Source organism: Vibrio sonorensis, from assembly GCF_001854765.1.
In the GTDB taxonomy this organism is placed as follows: domain Bacteria; phylum Pseudomonadota; class Gammaproteobacteria; order Enterobacterales; family Vibrionaceae; genus Vibrio; species Vibrio sonorensis.
Map to the genome: position 1 here is coordinate 42,159 of NZ_LJJE01000070.1, position 17,306 is coordinate 59,464.

Sequence of the window (17,306 nt, forward strand, 5' to 3'; positions counted from 1 at the left end):
TCTTATGGAAGTACTAAATCAAGATAAAATTGAACGACTAGCAGCGGAAATAGGCGTTGAAAACGTGCCAGTTTTACTGGACATTTTCCTTGGTGAGTTGACTATGTATATCGACAATCTCAACGGCGATAGCTAGATGACAAAGATCGTTATTTGAAAGAAATTAGCCACGCGTTAAAGAGTAGTGCGGCGAGTTTTGGTGCAGAAGCCTGTGCGCTTTAGCGATTGAAATAGATGCTGTAGGCAAGTCTGGTCAAGCACTTGCTGAAAATGAATACCAGAAGCAAATGCTTGACGTTTTAGGACGCACTCACGCGTCCTATTCGGTGTTAAGCTTGTAAAAGGTCGACAATCGCTTCTTGAAGTTTACTTCTATCGTGTCGCCAATCTCTGTTTGGCGATGCGAGCTCTTTGGTTACACAGTTCCAGTCTGTTAACTCTGGATGAGCTTGGTCACCTAAAACCACATCAATTTTACGCGCTTGGCACGCACGTTCGCACCATTCCAGTTTTTGCTTTAATGACATACGGCCAGCAGGTCCGTACTCCGGTGATAAATTTTCCACAAAAATGAGTTTGGCTTTGAGGTTGTTGGCTATTGCTCTGCCGACTTCGGTAAGAAGCAGCGGTGGCATGATGCTGGTTAAGAAGCTTCCGGGTCCAAGAATGATGGCATCGGCTTGCTCAATGGCTTCAACCGCTTCTGACGTGGCAGGGACTTCTGGGTCCAAATCTAAACGCTGCAGATCTTCATCCATTTCGTCTACACTCGTTTCGCCTGTTACTAAAGCACCGTCGACAGAGAGTGCACTGAGATCAGAAGGGTGCTCTGACATAGGAATAATATTGACTTCTACACCGAGCATTGAGCGGATCAGGTTTGTGGCTTCCAAAGGCCTAACCGATAGATTATCTAAAGCGGTAAGCATTAAGTTACCGAGGTTGTGACCGTCCAGTTCACCTGTGCCTTTAAATCGATATTCGAACATCATTGAACTGATCGAAGGGTCGGTGATCAACTGGTTGATACAGTTTCTCGTATCCCCCCAAGCAATCCCCCCTTGGCAATGCCTGATTCGTCCGGTGGATCCCCCATTATCTGTGGTAGTAACGATACCCGTCGCGTTGTTGCCAAAGTCTTTAAGGGCAGCAAGCATTCGCCCTAAGCCGTGACCACCGCCAATGGCGACCACTTTTTTTGTTGTATAAATTGTCATATAGGCTGTTTTTTTTATTGTACTTGGTCGATGAGAAATTCACTGACCTGTTTCACTTTAAGGTTGGGTATATCAAAAATTTTAGCTTAATGTCTGCCTAACCATCACAGTTAGGGAAAATATGTGCTGCTACAGTAGTAATTAACGTGTGATTGGTTAAGCTTTAACTACTTCTTTGGGGGTAAATATTCCCCTAGAACGTTTTTTTTGATGTACGGGCTAGAATCACACACAATTATTAAGTATTTTATAGCGGTTGATGTACTTCTGATTTTGATAGAAGTGCACAAGGTTTCAGCACTGTTCTAGTAACAGTTGCCATAACTCCGAGCTTCTTGGGCTAAGTCAAACGATAAGCCTAATCAGCCAGTGGCATTAGGCCACAAGGGCGCAATTGGAAATGGTTGCGCCTCCCGTGTTTGGAAAGGTGTTCCGTGGCGCAACAATTCGAAGATAAATTTCATCGCAAGTTTTATTACTTGCGTCTATCAGTTACAGATGTTTGTAACTTCAAATGTACATATTGTTTGCCTGATGGCTATCATCCATCGGGGCAGAAAAACTCGTCTTTTCTTTCCGTACCAGAGATCAAGCGCGTGGTTCGCGCTTTTGCCGATTGTGGAACGTCGAAAGTCCGAATTACGGGTGGCGAGCCGAGTCTTCGCAAAGACTTTCCCGATATCATCCATACGGTAGCGTCTACCCAAGGTATCCAAAAGGTGGCGACCACAACCAATGGTTATCGCATGGATAAGCAAGTTGGCTTGTGGCGCGATGCTGGGCTTACTCACATCAACGTGAGTGTGGATAGTTTAGACCCCAGAATGTTTTATCAGATCACCGGTGAAAATAAGTTTCAGCAGGTGATGAAAGGTATCGATCGAGCTTTTGAAGTGGGCTTTGAGCAAGTGAAAGTCAACGTGGTGTTAATGAAGGGTTTAAACCACACTGAGTTGCCATCCTTTATTCATTGGATCAAAGAACGCCCGATTCAACTTCGATTTATTGAGTTAATGCAAACGGGTGAGATGGACCAACTGTTCAACGAGCGGCACGTTTCAGGGACTGCAATCCGCAACCAGTTGATGGCGGACGGTTGGCTATTGAGACCTAAAGCAAAGAATGATGGTCCTGCGCAGGTCTTTTTCCACCCAGATTACAAGGGTGAAATAGGGCTTATCATGCCGTATGAGAAAGATTTCTGCCAAAGTTGCAACCGATTAAGAGTGTCGGCGAAGGGTAAGCTTCACCTTTGCCTCTTTGGAGATCAGGGAATTGAACTGAGAGATTTACTGCAAGATGACATTCAAGAAACGCAGTTAATCCATCGTATTCAAACCGAACTACAGTCCAAGTCCGTTAGCCACTTTCTACATGAAGGCAATACGGGTATTACGCCTCATTTGGCGTCAATTGGCGGTTAACTATTAAATTTGCCCGTGAAGGCAAAATAACAACAAAACTACAGGTGAAATAATGGGTCACGCAGAAAGCAAATTTCAAGCGGCGAATATTGCTGTACTAACTGTTTCTGACACGAGAACAGAAGAAAATGATACATCTGGCGGATATTTAGTAGAGCAAGCAAAAGAAGCAGGTCACAAGGTGGTCGATAAGAAAATTGTTATCGATGATATGTATAAAATTCGCGCTATTGTCTCTCAGTGGATTGCTGACGAAGACGTTCAAGCCGTTATGATCACCGGCGGGACAGGGTTCACCTCTAGAGACAGTACCCCAGAAGCACTTAAACCACTATTTGATAAAGAAGTAGAAGGGTTTGGCGAGCTATTCCGCATGGTTTCTTATGAAGAAATTGGGACATCCACTATTCAATCAAGAGCGGTAGCTGCTTTGCCAATCATACGGTGATTTTTGCTATGCCAGGTTCGACAGGTGCTTGTCGCACGGGTTGGACAAAAATCATTAAGCAGCAAATGGATGCGAGTCATCGTCCTTGCAACTTTATGCCTCACCTAAGTGTATAAGGGACCGCAATGTCTCAACTTACTCATATTAACTCAAATGGAGATGCGAACATGGTCGACGTCTCCGCAAAGGCTGATACTGTTCGCGAAGCAAGAGCAGAGGCATTTGTTAACATGAATGCGGAAACACTGGCCCTGATTATGTCTGGCGACCATCACAAAGGGGATGTGTTTGCCACTGCGCGAATCGCTGGTATTCAAGCGGCAAAGAAAACGTGGGACTTGATCCCACTTTGTCATCCACTGTTGCTTAGTAAAGTGGAAGTGAACTTGCAAGCATTACCGGATGATAATGCCGTTCGCATCGAGTCTGTTTGCAAGCTAGCCGGAAAAACAGGGGTGGAAATGGAAGCTTTGACAGCGGCCTCTGTCGCTGCATTGACCATTTACGACATGTGTAAGGCAGTACAAAAAGACATAGTGATTAGTCAAGTTCGCCTATTAGAAAAAGTAGGTGGAAAGTCAGGCCATTTTAAGGTGAACTCATGATAAAAGTTCTGTTTTTCGCTCAAACCAGAGAGCTAGTTGGCCAAGATCAAGTTGAACTGGATGGCGATTATCAAACGGTAGAATCGATTCGAGCTGAGTTGTCGCAACGGTCAGGCAAGTGGGATATGGCGTTAGAAACGGGCAAGCTACTTGTCGCGGTTAACCAAACCATCGTTCCATTGGACCACCCTGTAAAATCGGGTGATGAAGTGGCATTTTTCCCTCCAGTAACTGGAGGATAAATGGCGATTTCCATTTCTGTTCAATCAGATGACTTTGATATTAATGCCTTGTATCAAACTCTATCTTCTGGAACTGACGCGGGTGCGGTTGTTACCTTTGTCGGCAAGGTTAGAGATATGAATCTCGGAGACAATGTCACGGGATTAAGCTTGGAACACTATCCGGGAATGACGGAAAAAGCACTGCAAGAAATCGTGGACTCTGCGGTATTGCGATGGCCGCTGTTACGGGTATCAGTCGTTCACCGCGTAGGCGATTTAGATATTGGAGACCAAATTGTCTTTGTCGGCGTGAGTAGTGCACATCGAGGAGCGGCGTTTGATGCGTGTGAATACATCATGGATTACTTAAAAACCCGTGCTCCTTTTTGGAAAAAGGAACGAACGAGCGATGAAACTCGTTGGGTAGAGTCGAGAGACACTGATGCAGAAGCGGCAAAGCGTTGGGAGAATTAGCAATCTCTATTCGGAGTTATACAGCTGAACCGTACTTCGCTGGCCTTGTTTCGCACTGAACAAGGCTTTGTCTGCCAAACCGATCAACTCTTCCAGAGTGTTAAGTCGTGTGATCCGAGGGTGATAATAAACCCCTAGAGTGACGGTGAGTAAGCCACCCACTGATGAGTTGGGGTTAGGAATTTGCAAACTGTGAATTAGCGATTGCAGTTCCGTTGCTCGGGTCAAGCTCTCCTGCTTTGACAATCCCGGTAAGTAGATGAGAAATTCGTTGCCGTCGTAGCGGAACCCAAGTTCACCAGGCTTCATCCAGTTCCCTATAGTATCGCCAATTTGCTTCAATATCTCGTCGCCTTTTAAGTGTCCCATGTCATGATTTAATTGCTTAAAGTCGTCAATATCAATCATGTAAATGGAAACACTGACTCTATTAAGTCTCGCTAACGCAAGAGCATCAGGTAACAGCGATTCGAGGGAAGAACGGTTATAGACCCCAGTCAAATGATCTAAGTGAGTCATTTTTTCTAACTTTAATTGCTGGGAAGCCACAGTATCAAGCGCCTTTTTGTACTCAGTAATGTTTCTTACAGTCCACAAAACGTATTCCGTATCGGGAAGAGGGATGACGAGGGCGCTAAACCACTGCGGGCTTGTCGGTCCTATTACGCCATCAAAGCAACGCAGGTCTTTAGGGTCCAAAGCATACTCTAGTTCGGCAGGTTGCATTGACTCAATCACATCAACGATAACCTGACTAAACCACACGGCTTTATCGGCTGGCAGCACTTGATATTGGTCCAAACCTATCAAGGTGGATGGATTGTGGTGTCGTGAAGTGTCGGTCCCTCCCCAAGCCTCGACATACACCCCTTTCTTGTTCAATAAAAACGTAGGCTCTGGTAAAGATTCAAAAACAGAGTGCATTAGATGCGGGTTATTAGCTAACGTTTTTGATAGCACGGAGTTCACTGATGTTTCCCCAATAGGTCAATGGGCATAGAGTAAAGTTTAGTCGCTAAAAGTAAAAAAGAGCGAAGAATGCACCCAGAGACCGCTTATTGCAGCAGAGTACTTTGCATTTTTTCTATAAGGATCTTGAGCTCACTCAGGTCCAGATCTTAGCTGGCTTAAAATATGCTTAATTTCAAGAACCCCGTCTTTCATGGGCTTGAAGGAAATAGGCTCTAACAGGCGGAGGACTATGGTGAAGACAAGGAGATAAATCGAGCTTCTTTTTTGTATTGCGATAGAGAGCACCTATTAAAAAAATAGGTGAATTCCATTTAGTAAAAACAAGAAATTAGACGACACTTATCCTATGTCAGCAAGCTATGTTGCATCGCAAGGAGACAAAAAATGGAATCATTAAAAGTGAGAGACTACATGACCCTTCAGGCGGTTACCTTTAAGCCAGAAATGTCTTTGAGTGCCGCGTTAGAGAAGGTCAATCGCTCCCAACATATGGGTGGGCCGGTAATCAATGAAAAAGAAGAAGTGATCGGTTTCCTCTCTGAACAAGATTTGTTGGATAAACTGATTAAGGTTAGCTACTTCTGTCAAGACACACACTTAGTTGGTGATTGCATGCACAAAGAGGTGCTCTCAGTTTCGCCAAACACCTCCATCATTGAGCTGGCTGATATGATGAAAGTGGGCAAGCCTAAAGCGTACCCTGTTATAGACAATGGAAAGCTAGTTGGCATCATTACCCGTAGAGATGTGTTGCAAGCGATAGGTAAAAACATTAACGAGTGCTTTCAACATCCGGTTTAACATTGTTATTGACGATAATGTTTGTCATTGTGGGAAGCGAAAAGAGAGGTCATTGAACCTCTCTTTTTTTAATGGTTCTTACGCAACTGCATGCTTTTCTCTGTTCTTAAGACTAGGTTAAAAGAAAAGGCTTGACCTTGGACTCGACTCCAAGGTTTATGCTTACGGTGTACTATGGAATTAGGATGGTTAACCCAGAGAATAGAGGAGACAAAATATGTGCACCAAACACGATGGATGTCGTTCAAGTAAAACTCAGTTTACTCAGCTAAAGCCAAACACGTGCTCAGTAGCACCAGTGGGTGTCAGTGTAGAGAACATGGATAGTGGTAACGACATATGCTGCCAAACAGTATGTTCTAATGGCGACACGGGGGATGAGGAAAGCGAGCCCGTAAGGGAGGCTTCTTCCCGTTACAGCTGGAAAGTGATAGGGATGGATTGCCCGTCATGTGCCAGCAAAGTAGAAAAGACGGTACTAAAAGCAGATGGTGTTGTAGATGCTAAAGTAATGTTCGCTACTGAAAAACTCATAGTACAAGGTGATGCCACCTTAGATCCGTCCGTTGTCGAACTTCTCATTAAGCAAACGGGCTTTGATTTTTCTTCTCAATCCAATTCAAACCCTTCTCCGCAAGAAGCCAGTTGGAAAGCAATAATCAAAAAAAACAGCAATATCATCGCGATTGCCTCTGCAATGGCAATGGCTGGTTTACTTGCCCCCAATGCTCCCGCGATTAGCGAGTGGCTATTTATCATTACCTGTTTAGCTGGCTTATGGCCTATTGCAAGGAAAGCAATCACGCTAGCAAAAAACGGGACGCCTTTTGCGATTGAAACTTTGATGAGTGTGGCCGCTTTGGGCGCTCTCTATCTCGGTGAATCTGTTGAGGCCGCTATGGTGTTACTTCTCTTCTTGATTGGTGAGCAACTAGAAGCTTTTGCCGCTTCGCGAGCAAGAAGTGGCGTTCAGGCATTGATGGCTTTAGTACCTGAAAATGCGACCACGATTGTCGATGGTGTAAGAGTGGAAGTAGCCGCTCAATCACTCGTTCCCGGAGATATTATAGAAGTGTCCGCGGGCTCACGATTGCCAGCCGATGCCCAGTTAATGGCAGATTTAGCGAGCTTTGATGAAAGCGCGTTAACCGGTGAATCGTTACCAGTTGAGCACCAAAAAGGTGACAGCGTGATGGCTGGAGCCGTAGTAGTAGATAAAGTTGTAAGACTAATAGTGACCTCTAAACAGGGGGAAAATGCTATTGATCGCATCCTGCACCTAATAGAAGAAGCAGAAACCCGAAAAGCGCCGTTAGAAAGATTCCTGGATAAATTCAGCCGGTGGTACACCCCTCTAATGATGGCGATAGCCGCTTTAGTCGTCGTAATTCCACCACTTGCTTTTGCTCAGCCGTGGGAAACATGGGTTTATCGTGGATTGGCGCTTCTCTTGATTGCATGTCCATGCGCTCTGGTTATTTCAACCCCAGCTGCCATCACTTCAGGATTGGCGGCAGCGTCGAGGCGCGGCGCACTAATTAAAGGTGGAGCGGCGCTAGAGCAACTGGGTAGAGTGGAGTCTATTGCGTTTGATAAAACTGGCACCCTAACTGAGGGTAAACCACAAGTGACAGACGTACTTACCCTTGGAGAAATGGACAAAAACACTCTCTTATCAATGACTGCTGCTATAGAGGTGGGATCTAACCACCCACTCGCTACATCTTTGGTTGAATATGTTAACGGCCAGAGAATAGAGATCCCAGAAGCAGAAAACAAGAAGGCGCTGGTGGGCAGTGGGGTAGTGGGTGATATCGGCGGTGAGCACTACCAACTTCTGTCTCCGAGTAAAATAGAGTTTGAATTAGCGAAAGAAGCTAACTTGGAAATCGAAAAGTTAGAGTCACAAGGCAAAACGGTCATTGTTGCGATTCGAAGTGAGCAAGAGCTACTCGGTATTATTGCCTTTCAAGATACACTGAGAGACGATGCTAAACAGGCAGTTGAACAGCTATCCAAGCTTGGTATTCGTTCGATAATGTTGACTGGTGACAATCCGCGAAGTGCAGCAAGTATTAGTGCTCAAATCGGAGTGGATTATCAAGCTAGTTTGCTTCCTGAAGATAAGGTTCGTTACGTTGAGCAAGCCTCTCGCTCAACTAATGTGGCGATGGTCGGCGATGGAATAAATGACGCACCCGCAATGAAAGCGGCGAGTATTGGTATTGCCATGGGCGGAGGAACAGACGTCGCCTTAGAAACCGCTGATGCTGCTATCACTCACAACCGCTTAGCTGAGTTACCAGCGATGATTGAACTATCGCAAGCTACTTTGAACAATATACGACAAAATGTGACGCTTGCTCTTGGGTTGAAAGGTGTGTTCTTAGTGACGAGTTTATTTGGGATCACCGGCTTGTGGGTAGCAGTATTAGCAGACAGTGGCGCCACGGCTTTGGTGACGCTTAATGCTTTACGCCTGTTGCGGTTTAAACCCAAACAGCAATAATAAATAGTTGAGCCAGAGCAATAGAATATATGCAACGCTGTACTAAATGACACACTTGCAGTGATTGGTGTCACATTGTGTTGTAATTGTTGTTCTTATTGCTCGTGTAGATGTGATCAATTTCACTCTTTATTTTGGGGAGCTTGGGTACATTAGTTGTGTACCCAATTTATTCTAATACCGTTAACTGAATTTAATTGAACTCTTGGTTAACGGAAAATAAGGAGTTTCCTATGTCTCAAGCTGTTTTCCACTTAGGTGTTACAGAAGCGGATCTTGCAGGTGCTACATTAGCCATTATTCCTGGCGATCCAGCTCGCGTTCAAAAAATTGCGGAAGAAATGGAAAACCCCGTTTTCTTAGCAAGTCACCGTGAATACACCCTATATCGCGCAGAGCTTAGCGGTAAACCCGTTGTAGTGTGCTCTACAGGTATTGGTGGTCCTTCTACTTCAATTGCGGTCGAAGAGTTGGCACAGCTTGGTGTTCGCACTTTCCTACGCGTTGGTACTACTGGTGCAATCCAACCCAATGTAAACGTGGGTGATATGATTGTAAGCACGGGTTCTGTTCGCCTAGACGGAGCAAGTCTGCACTTCGCGCCTATGGAGTTCCCTGCGGTCGCGGATTACGACGTCGCTACCGCGATGAAACAAGCAGTAGAAGAGAGTGGTGCGGCTGTCCACATGGGTGTTACGGCTTCTTCTGATACCTTCTATCCAGGTCAAGAGCGTTACGATACTTTTAGCGGTCGCGTGGTTAAGCGTTTTCAAGGCTCTATGAAAGAGTGGCAAGATATGGGCGTACTCAACTTCGAGATGGAGTCTGCTACGCTGTTGACCATGTGCGCAAGTTCAGGGCTTAAGGCTGGCTGCGTAGCTGGTGTTATTATCAACCGAACTCAGAAAGAAATTCCAGACCACAGTACGCTTAAAGAAACAGAGGCGCGCTCTATCAAGGTTGTGGTGGAAGCAGCACGCAAGATGCTTTAAAAAGCCGATTATTGATAGTGAGGCCGCTGGTAATAGCGGCCTTTTTTATGACATGGCTAAATTGGGCAATGGCTGATACAGAGTCTCAGTTAGGTTGTTGAGCATTTGGTCGTAAACTTGGCAGATTGTAAGAGAGATATCCGTAGTCAATTGATAAAGTTCGTCTCTACTAATCGTCAATGAATCTTGGCTAGTGATTTTCGATAACGTCGCCAAGTTTGCAGAACAGTTTGGAGATGCGACTGTCAATGGACAAATAACGGCGAGCTGGTTGATTTTCCTTCGCATCCTATCGCTGTAAAACTTGCTTCTTAGTAAACCGTCGTGATGTTCAAAGTCTTGAAAAGATATTCTTAGCTGCGTAACTGCTTCCATTGCTTCCAATACTATTTGCCAGTTCAAATGGTACTCATCACTGAGTTCTTCACGCCCGGCTTCGATAAGCCAAGCCAAAACTACTTCGTCCATTAGGAAGAGACAATGGCGAATTGCTTTGCCGTGAATGACTTGGTTTCGAGCGACAGTTTGCTCCGTCCAGTTTTTGCTCAATGAATGTAGCTTTAATCCTAGAATTCGATACATAGGGCGGTTTTCAAATTGCGCAGTACTCATTAACACTTGGCATTGAAGACGAATGTTATCTTGCAACAAGGTGACTTTACTTTCGTCAAACTTCTCAGTAGAGATAGCTTTGTGGGTGACGTTACGGTGTTCGCGGCACAGTTGTAACAGGGCGCGTAGGGAAACGAGCAATTGGAACTTGCGTTTTAAGTTGGTTTGTCGTTGTTTAGAAAAGTGAAAAAGTGCGATAAGTACGAGTACTGACACAATTAATGATATGAGTACAAACATAACCAAGTCCTTTTGTTTACTGTTCTCTTGAGTGGAACAGCAGGGAGCGTGCCAGTTAATTACTCCTTTATAATCAGTTAGATAAGATTATAGCTAGCAACCACGTGACCAGTTTTGGTGCACTGATGCACAAAAAAATCCCCAGAGGCTGGTGCTTCTGGGGATTTTTAATTTCATCTAGTAGGTCTTTTACAAGACGCGCATACCTGGTTGAGCACCTTCGTGAGGCTCTAAGATCCAAAGGTCACTGCCACCTGGGCCAGCTGCTAGGATCATGCCTTCAGACATGCCAAACTTCATCTTACGAGGCTTTAAGTTAGCGACCACAACAGTGTGTTTACCAACTAGGTCTTCTGGTTTGTACGCCGCTTTGATACCAGAGAACACTTGACGCATTTCACCGCCGATATCGAGTTGGAACTTAAGCAATTTGTCAGCTTTTGGCACGGCTTCGCAAGAAACGATCTTCGCAATGCGAAGGTCGACTTTGACAAAATCATCAAATTCGATTTCTTCCGCAATCGGATCTTTGCTCAGCTCGGTTTCTTGTTTAGGTTCTGCACTGGCTTTAGCTGCCATTTCAGCTGCGGCATCTTCTTTAGACGCTTCAACCATAGCTTCAATTTTCTTAGCATCGATGCGGTTGAACAAGGCTTTAAACTTAGTGAGTTCATGGCTTGTCAGAGGAGTAGCAATGCCATCCCACGAAAGTTCTTGATTGAGGAAAGCTTCTGTACGTTCTGCAAGCGCTGGCATAACAGGCTTAAGGTAAGTCATTAGCACGCGGAAGAAGTTGATACCAACCGAACAAATCTCTTGTAGTTCTTTATCTTTTCCTTCTTCTTTTGCTACAACCCAAGGCGCTTTTTCATCAACGTATTGGTTTGCTTTATCAGCCAGTGCGGTGATTTCGCGAATCGCGCGGCCAAACTCACGCGCTTCATAAAGTTCTGCGATACGGTCAGCAGCAGCGACAAACTCGTTGTAAAGCTCTGGCTCTGCAAAGTTGTCTGCAAGTTTGCCTTCAAAGCGCTTGGTAATAAATCCAGCGTTGCGAGAAGCGAGGTTGACGATTTTGTTTACTACGTCAGCATTAACGCGCTGAGTGAAGTCCTCAAGGTTAAGATCAAGGTCATCAATGCGGCTGTTTAGTTTTGCTGCGTAGTAGTAGCGTAGGCACTCTGGGTCTAGATGGTCTAAATAAGTACTTGCTTTGATAAACGTACCCTTAGATTTAGACATTTTCGCGCCGTTGACGGTGACATAACCGTGAACATATACGTTGTTTGGTTTGCGGAAGCCCGAGCCTTCGAGCATTGCTGGCCAGAACAAACTGTGGAAGTAAACAATATCTTTACCGATAAAGTGGTAGAGTTCAGTTTTACTATCTTTGCTCCAGTACTCGTCGAAATCGAGATCGTCACGACGGGCACACAAGTTCTTGAAAGAACCCATATAACCAATCGGCGCGTCTAGCCAAACATAGAAGAACTTGTCTTTTTCACCGGGAATTTCAAAGCCAAAGTACGGGGCATCGCGAGAGATGTCCCATTGTTGAAGACCTGATTCAAACCACTCTTGCATCTTGTTTGCGGTTTCAGTTTGCAGTGATCCTGAACGAGTCCACTCTTGAAGCATGCTTTCAAATTGCGGTAAGTCGAAGAAGAAGTGCTCCGAATCTTTCATTACTGGAGTTGCACCAGAGACAGCAGATTTTGGTTCAATCAGATCCGTTGGGCTGTATGTTTCACCACATGCATCACAATTGTCACCATACTGGTCTTCAGACTTACACTTAGGACAAGTGCCCTTGACGAAACGGTCTGGTAGGAACATCTCTTTTTCAGGGTCAAACAGCTGAGAAATGGTACGGCTTGAAATAAAACCGTTTTTCTTAAGCTCAAGATAGATATGAGACGCAAGCTCTCGGTTTTCTTCTGAGTGGGTGCTGTGGTAATTATCGAAGCTGATGTCGAAGCCAGCAAAGTCTTTTTGGTGCTCTTCACTGACGGCAGCGATCATTTCTTCCGGCGTGATACCCATCTGTTGTGCTTTTAACATGATCGGAGTGCCGTGAGCATCGTCCGCACAGATGAAGTTTACAACATTGCCACGCAGGCGCTGGTAACGAACCCAAATATCCGCTTGGATATGCTCAAGCATGTGACCCAAATGGATCGAGCCGTTAGCATACGGAAGGGCACAAGTTACCAATAGTTTTCTTGGATCGTTTGCCATACTCTAAAATCGCTTCTTATGAATATATGAAATGACTGCCAATATTACCTGATGCGGCGGTTTACGCCAAGGAATCTAAGGCTTCTTTGTCTTTGGTGGTTAAAAAACAACCGCTATCGATGCCTTTGTTAGCGGCATGTGAAAACGCACTAAGAATTTTTTCTAACCAAATTCCTTTTTGCAGTTATAGCAACCCACAAGGCAAAGAAAACACCTATTTTCTAAAGGGTTCAGTCCGTGGAATAGTGGTGTTAGCATAGAGTCAAAGGAGGGCCTATGACCCAATTCAGCTCTAAATCCGATTTATGTCGTTGGTTAAACGAATTTAAACACCCTAACCTGATTGAAGGTTGGCTGATCAGCCGAGCATAGTGACCGTTGGCTCAACGGGGATTCAAATCTCTCTACCTTTTGCAGCTAAAGAGTTGTCAGAATCATTGTGTGATTGGGTCGTCTCGCAGCAAATATCTGAGAAGGTAGCGCCGTTTAGCTTTGAAGTGGTCACTAATGTTAAAAGTCTAGCGACCCAAGTTAGTGCTGAAGTTTCCGGTGTGAAAAACATTATCGCCGTGACGTCGGCAAAAGGTGGCGTTGGCAAGTCCACCACGGCGGTTAACTTGGCCTTGGCGATTGCACAATCGGGATGCAAAGTAGGAATTCTGGACGCTGATATTTATGGCCCTTCGCTGCCTTTAATGATGGGAACGGTAAATCAGAAACCGAATGTACGAGATGGCAAATGGATGCAACCGATTCAAGCTCATGGTCTCTATACCCATTCGATTGGTTATTTAGTGTCTGCTGACGATGCGGCAATCTGGCGCGGTCCTATGGCATCGAAAGCGTTAGCTCAACTGCTCAACGAGACCGAGTGGCCAGAACTCGATTACCTGATTATCGATATGCCTCCGGGTACTGGAGATATTCAGCTAACTCTAGCGCAGCAAATTCCTGTGACAGGCGCCCTCATCGTGACAACACCGCAGGACTTGGCATTAGCAGATGCTCGAAAAGGAGCGGCTATGTTCAATAAAGTGGACGTGCCCGTTGTCGGAGTCGTTGAGAATATGAGCTACCATATATGTAGTCACTGTGGTGCAAAAGAGGCGATATTTGGTGAAGGTGGTGCAGCGAAAATGTCTGCCGAATACGGGCTTGCATTGTTGGGGCAAATACCGCTGCACATTAAATTGCGTGAAGATATCGACCAAGGCAAGCCAACGGTGATCAACCGACCTACGTCCGATCACAGTGAGCACTATTTTGATTTAGCGCAGCAAGTGTGCAGTCGGATGTATTGGCAGGGTAAGGTAAAGCCTGATGCTATTTCATTTACTATGGTGGAGTAGTGAGTGTAGCGAATGCATGGTTAAGTCCAGCTACGCAACTGAATGAGTTTGGTTGCAACGAGTTCTCTGCGATGAAATCGATTGCTTTTTATCGGCTTATTACAAAAGATAAAAATCGTAGGTTTTCGTGAATTACTCACTGGTATCTATACGTCGTTCTCCCTATAATCAGGCGGTTTATTTGGGGCTCGCATCATTGAGCTCAAACCCATCACCATTATTTAACATCGGGTGCAAGAGTAATGTCTGATAATAATCAATGCGTCATCGTCGGAATCGCGGGCGCATCTGCTTCTGGAAAAAGTTTGATTGCTAGTACAATCTACAATGAACTCAGAGAAAAAGTTGGCGACCACCAAATCGGCGTCATTACGGAAGACTGTTACTACAAGGATCAGGGTCATCTAAGCATGGATGATCGCGTAAAGACCAACTACGATCACCCGAACGCTCTTGACCATGATTTGCTATGCAAACATTTAGAGCAGCTCACTCAAGGTGAAGCAGTTCAAGTACCTGAGTACAGTTACTCGGAGCACACTCGCACTGATAACACGACTGAAGTAACGCCGAAGAAGGTCATTATTTTAGAAGGTATTTTACTGCTAACGGATCCAAGGCTTCGCGACTTAATGCACGCGACTATCTTTATGGACACGCCATTAGATATTTGCTTGCTGCGTCGAGTGAAACGCGACGTTGAAGAGCGCGGAAGAACAATGGAATCGGTATTAAAGCAATACCAAGAAACCGTTCGACCTATGTTTATGCAGTTTATCGAACCTTCGAAGCAGTATGCCGATATCATCGTACCGCGCGGAGGTAAAAACCGAATTGCGATTGATGTGTTGAAGGCTCATATTGCTAAACTACTAAAATCGTAAATATTAATTCGATTAGACCTTTATTTTTTATGAGATAAGTGGCACTTTTAGTGCCACTTTCTTTTTATAGTCTATGTGCTTGTAAATACTGTTACGGACACTGTCACTTACGCAAGGATTTTGCTGATGAAGAAACTTATCCTCATTGTTGCCTTTTTGCTGTTGATACCAGTTATTGCCATAGCGGCGTTGGTTCTATTTGTTAACCCCAATCAATTCAAACCCATGATTGTTGAAGAAGCTCAAAAGCACACGGGTTTAGAGCTGGTTATAGAAGGCGATATTAGTTGGCAGTTTTTCCCTTCTGTCGGTTTTGAACTTGGAAAAACCGAGTTAAGAAACCCACAAGGGTACAGTTCTGCAAACTTGTTTAAGGTTGGCAAAGTTGGCATTGATGTTTCCGTTATGCCTCTACTCGATAGAAAATTAGAGATTGGCAACGTAACGTTAGATGGCGCAGAGTTTTATTTAGAGACCCTAAAAGACGGCCGAAAAAATATCGACGTGTTGACCAAGTCGAACGAAGTTGCGCCTGCAACAGAATCCGGTACAGCAACGGCTGAAAACGCGTCGCCGTCTTCTAACGAAGAAGTGGCGCAGGATCCTTCAAAAGCATGGACAATTCAACTTGCAGGTGTCTCTGTCTCTAATGCACTACTAGACGTACAAGATCATCAAGCAGGGAGCTTCACTCGTTTATCTGATGTGTCGTTCACTCTGTCAGAGTTTGCGGTAGAAAAATGGTCAAAGGCGACCTTTGCGGCTAAGGGCAAAAACAATCAACAAACGTTTTCGGCAAGTGGTAGTGCGGAACTCAAGCTTTCAGAGGGCCTTGCTGAATATGCACTGCGCAATATTGAGCTAGAATCGAGTTTTAAAGAGCCAGCGAATAACTTTGAAAAAATCATCTTGGGTTTGGCGACGTTCGAATTTGATAAGCCAAATGCCTTAACTTATGAGGTGGTTGGTCAGGCCGCTGGACTTGATATGACGATGAAAGGTCAAGGTGAACTGACGGTAGACAAAGCAATTTCTTTGGTACAGCTAAACAAGCTGGTTCTCGATGCCAACTATGCAGGTGATAGCTTGCCCCAGTCTCCAATGAAAGTGGATATGGCTTCTGACTTGCGCTTTGATTTAAGCAAAAGTCATTTGAACTTTGTGCTGCAAAAACTGACCGCCAATGCCATTGAGTTAGATGGTAAAGCAGACGTTTTCTTAGGTGATATTCCCAAAGTGCGTTTTGCGCTTCACAGTCCAAACATCGACCTAGATGAGTTCTTGGGGCTAGGTGCAGAAAACGCAACCGCCGAAACGTCTGATACTAGTGATGAAACTGCCTCGCAAGGAAAAACAGAGCAATCGACACCAGTAGAGCAAGAAGTAGAACCCGATCTCGCGGCGCTCAAGACCCTTGATGTTAGTGGTGATATTAGCATTGACAAATTCAAGGCAAACAATGCGCACATGCAAGAGGTACAAGCGAGCTTTTATGTAAACAGAGGTATCGCAGAACTGACTAAGTTTACGTCAAAGTTGTATCAGGGCACTATTTCTGCCACTGCCAAATTGGACGCGCGAAAGTCACCAGCTAGCTATGTGGCGAAAAAGCAAATTAAAGGGGTGAAAGTTCAACCTCTGCTCATCGATGTGTCAGACAACGATAAGCTAGAAGGTACTGGTAGCATCGATGTTGACGTTCAAGGTAAAAGCCTGACACCGACAGGGATTCAAAAGAACCTTTTGGGTACGGTAATCGTTAACTTCGCCGACGGAGCGGTTAATGGCATCAACGTCGCACAGATGATTCGCGAAAACTACGCGAAGATCAAAGGAGAGAAGTTGGATGATAAAGAAGGTGTGCAAAAGACTGACTTTAGTGCTTTGACTGCGACGCTTAAGTTAAACAAAGGCAATGTCTCTACCGATGACCTCCAGATGCAATCACCGTTACTGCGTATTCGCGGCCAAGGTTCTGCGAATTACATCGCTCAGACCGTTGATTTTACAGTAAGTACATCAGTGGTAGGTTCATTAGAAGGCCAAGGTGGTAAGGATATCGATGAGCTTAAAGATGTCACCATTCCTATCAACGTATCAGGAAGCTGGAACGAACCCAAGTTCAAACTTGTCTTTGATGATGTACTAAAGCAGAAAGCGAAAAAAGAGATCGATCGCGGTCTGAAAAAGCTGGATGAAAAATTGGGTGATAAGATAAAAGATGAGAAAACCAAAGACGCAATCAACGGCTTGATCAAAGGTCTTTTTAACTAAGCCTCACTTAAATGCTAATGAGCAAGATAAATAAAAAGAGAGC

General features: G+C 44.9%; 13 protein-coding genes, 3 pseudogenes and 1 riboswitch. Of the genes and pseudogenes, 12 read left to right on the forward strand and 4 right to left on the reverse strand.

Going from position 1 to position 17,306, the window contains the following annotated elements; genetic code table 11:
• Positions 1–4: 4 nt before the first annotated feature.
• A pseudogene (luxU, locus tag BLO31_RS13025) lies at positions 5–341 on the forward strand (quorum-sensing phosphorelay protein LuxU).
• Here the strand turns inward: luxU and BLO31_RS13030 are convergent.
• Entirely contained in the window at positions 330–1,217 is an 888-nt protein-coding gene (locus BLO31_RS13030; RefSeq protein ID WP_070967242.1) for a YvcK family protein, read from the reverse strand. The pseudogene luxU and the gene BLO31_RS13030 overlap by 12 nt on opposite strands.
• Before the next feature lie 312 nt (positions 1,218–1,529).
• Positions 1,530–1,663, forward strand: a riboswitch (molybdenum cofactor riboswitch).
• Here BLO31_RS13030 and moaA point away from each other — a divergent pair.
• The 5 genes and pseudogenes from moaA to moaE all read left to right on the forward strand — a co-directional run bounded on the left by moaA (position 1,652) and on the right by moaE (position 4,392).
• Positions 1,652–2,641 (forward strand): GTP 3',8-cyclase MoaA, encoded by a 990-nt coding sequence (gene moaA, locus BLO31_RS13035; RefSeq protein ID WP_070967245.1) that lies wholly within the window; start codon positions 1,652–1,654, stop codon positions 2,639–2,641. (Overlaps the previous riboswitch by 12 nt.)
• Positions 2,642–2,693: 52 nt before the next feature.
• Positions 2,694–3,205, forward strand: a pseudogene (gene moaB / locus BLO31_RS13040) (molybdenum cofactor biosynthesis protein B).
• Positions 3,206–3,214: 9 nt separating this feature from the next.
• Positions 3,215–3,694, forward strand: coding sequence for a cyclic pyranopterin monophosphate synthase MoaC (moaC, locus tag BLO31_RS13045; protein WP_070967248.1), 480 nt, complete (start codon positions 3,215–3,217; stop codon positions 3,692–3,694).
• Positions 3,691–3,936, forward strand: a complete 246-nt coding sequence (gene moaD, locus BLO31_RS13050) for a molybdopterin synthase sulfur carrier subunit (RefSeq protein WP_070967251.1) — start codon at positions 3,691–3,693, stop codon at positions 3,934–3,936. The genes moaC and moaD overlap by 4 nt, the downstream gene beginning before the upstream one ends.
• The gene (moaE, locus tag BLO31_RS13055; RefSeq protein WP_070967255.1) at positions 3,937–4,392 is read left to right on the forward strand and encodes a molybdopterin synthase catalytic subunit MoaE; all 456 of its coding nucleotides are present in this window, start codon (positions 3,937–3,939) and stop codon (positions 4,390–4,392) included.
• 6 nt (positions 4,393–4,398) lie between these two features.
• Here moaE and BLO31_RS13060 read toward each other — a convergent pair whose 3' ends face one another.
• Positions 4,399–5,361 (reverse strand): sensor domain-containing diguanylate cyclase, encoded by a 963-nt coding sequence (locus BLO31_RS13060; protein ID WP_070967257.1) that lies wholly within the window; start codon positions 5,359–5,361, stop codon positions 4,399–4,401.
• 387 nt (positions 5,362–5,748) lie between these two features.
• Between BLO31_RS13060 and BLO31_RS13065 the strand changes: the two genes are divergently transcribed.
• The 3 genes from BLO31_RS13065 to udp all read left to right on the forward strand — a co-directional run bounded on the left by BLO31_RS13065 (position 5,749) and on the right by udp (position 9,666).
• On the forward strand, positions 5,749–6,165 hold the full coding sequence (locus BLO31_RS13065; RefSeq protein WP_070967261.1) for a CBS domain-containing protein: 417 nt from the start codon (positions 5,749–5,751) through the stop codon (positions 6,163–6,165).
• Positions 6,166–6,382: 217 nt separating this feature from the next.
• Entirely contained in the window at positions 6,383–8,674 is a 2,292-nt protein-coding gene (locus BLO31_RS13070) for a zinc/cadmium/mercury/lead-transporting ATPase (RefSeq protein WP_070967264.1), read from the forward strand.
• A 233-nt stretch (positions 8,675–8,907) separates the two neighbouring features.
• On the forward strand, positions 8,908–9,666 hold the full coding sequence (gene udp / locus BLO31_RS13075; protein ID WP_070967267.1) for a uridine phosphorylase: 759 nt from the start codon (positions 8,908–8,910) through the stop codon (positions 9,664–9,666).
• 45 nt (positions 9,667–9,711) lie between these two features.
• Here the strand turns inward: udp and BLO31_RS13080 are convergent, their stop codons facing one another.
• Complete coding sequence (locus BLO31_RS13080; RefSeq protein ID WP_070967271.1) at positions 9,712–10,518, reverse strand: hypothetical protein; 807 nt, start codon at positions 10,516–10,518, stop codon at positions 9,712–9,714.
• 189 nt (positions 10,519–10,707) lie between these two features.
• The gene (gene metG, locus BLO31_RS13085) at positions 10,708–12,756 is read right to left on the reverse strand and encodes a methionine--tRNA ligase (protein WP_070967275.1); all 2,049 of its coding nucleotides are present in this window, start codon (positions 12,754–12,756) and stop codon (positions 10,708–10,710) included.
• Positions 12,757–13,032: 276 nt separating this feature from the next.
• On the opposite strand from metG, the pseudogene apbC reads away from it, so the two are divergent.
• From apbC to BLO31_RS13100, 3 genes and pseudogenes are all read left to right on the forward strand, one after another.
• A pseudogene (gene apbC / locus BLO31_RS13090) lies at positions 13,033–14,105 on the forward strand (iron-sulfur cluster carrier protein ApbC).
• Positions 14,106–14,347: 242 nt separating this feature from the next.
• Positions 14,348–14,989, forward strand: a complete 642-nt coding sequence (udk, locus tag BLO31_RS13095; RefSeq protein ID WP_070967278.1) for a uridine kinase — start codon at positions 14,348–14,350, stop codon at positions 14,987–14,989.
• Positions 14,990–15,115: 126 nt separating this feature from the next.
• A complete protein-coding gene (locus BLO31_RS13100; RefSeq protein ID WP_070967282.1) occupies positions 15,116–17,263 on the forward strand; it encodes an AsmA family protein in 2,148 nt (715 codons plus the stop codon).
• Positions 17,264–17,306 lie beyond the last annotated feature (43 nt).

Bases quoted from the DNA above. Each gene is read 5' to 3' on its own strand.
- BLO31_RS13100 (WP_070967282.1), top strand. From the start codon at position 15,116: ATGAAGAAACTTATCCTCATTGTTGCCTTTTTGCTGTTGATACCAGTT.
- udp (WP_070967267.1), top strand. From the start codon at position 8,908: ATGTCTCAAGCTGTTTTCCACTTAGGTGTTACAGAAGCGGATCTTGCA.
- udk (WP_070967278.1), top strand. From the start codon at position 14,348: ATGTCTGATAATAATCAATGCGTCATCGTCGGAATCGCGGGCGCATCT.
- BLO31_RS13065 (WP_070967261.1), top strand. From the start codon at position 5,749: ATGGAATCATTAAAAGTGAGAGACTACATGACCCTTCAGGCGGTTACC.
- metG (WP_070967275.1), bottom strand. From the start codon at position 12,756: ATGGCAAACGATCCAAGAAAACTATTGGTAACTTGTGCCCTTCCGTAT.
- moaE (WP_070967255.1), top strand. From the start codon at position 3,937: ATGGCGATTTCCATTTCTGTTCAATCAGATGACTTTGATATTAATGCC.
- BLO31_RS13080 (WP_070967271.1), bottom strand. From the start codon at position 10,518: ATGTTTGTACTCATATCATTAATTGTGTCAGTACTCGTACTTATCGCA.
- moaD (WP_070967251.1), top strand. From the start codon at position 3,691: ATGATAAAAGTTCTGTTTTTCGCTCAAACCAGAGAGCTAGTTGGCCAA.
- BLO31_RS13070 (WP_070967264.1), top strand. From the start codon at position 6,383: ATGTGCACCAAACACGATGGATGTCGTTCAAGTAAAACTCAGTTTACT.
- moaC (WP_070967248.1), top strand. From the start codon at position 3,215: ATGTCTCAACTTACTCATATTAACTCAAATGGAGATGCGAACATGGTC.
- BLO31_RS13030 (WP_070967242.1), bottom strand. From the start codon at position 1,217: ATGACAATTTATACAACAAAAAAAGTGGTCGCCATTGGCGGTGGTCAC.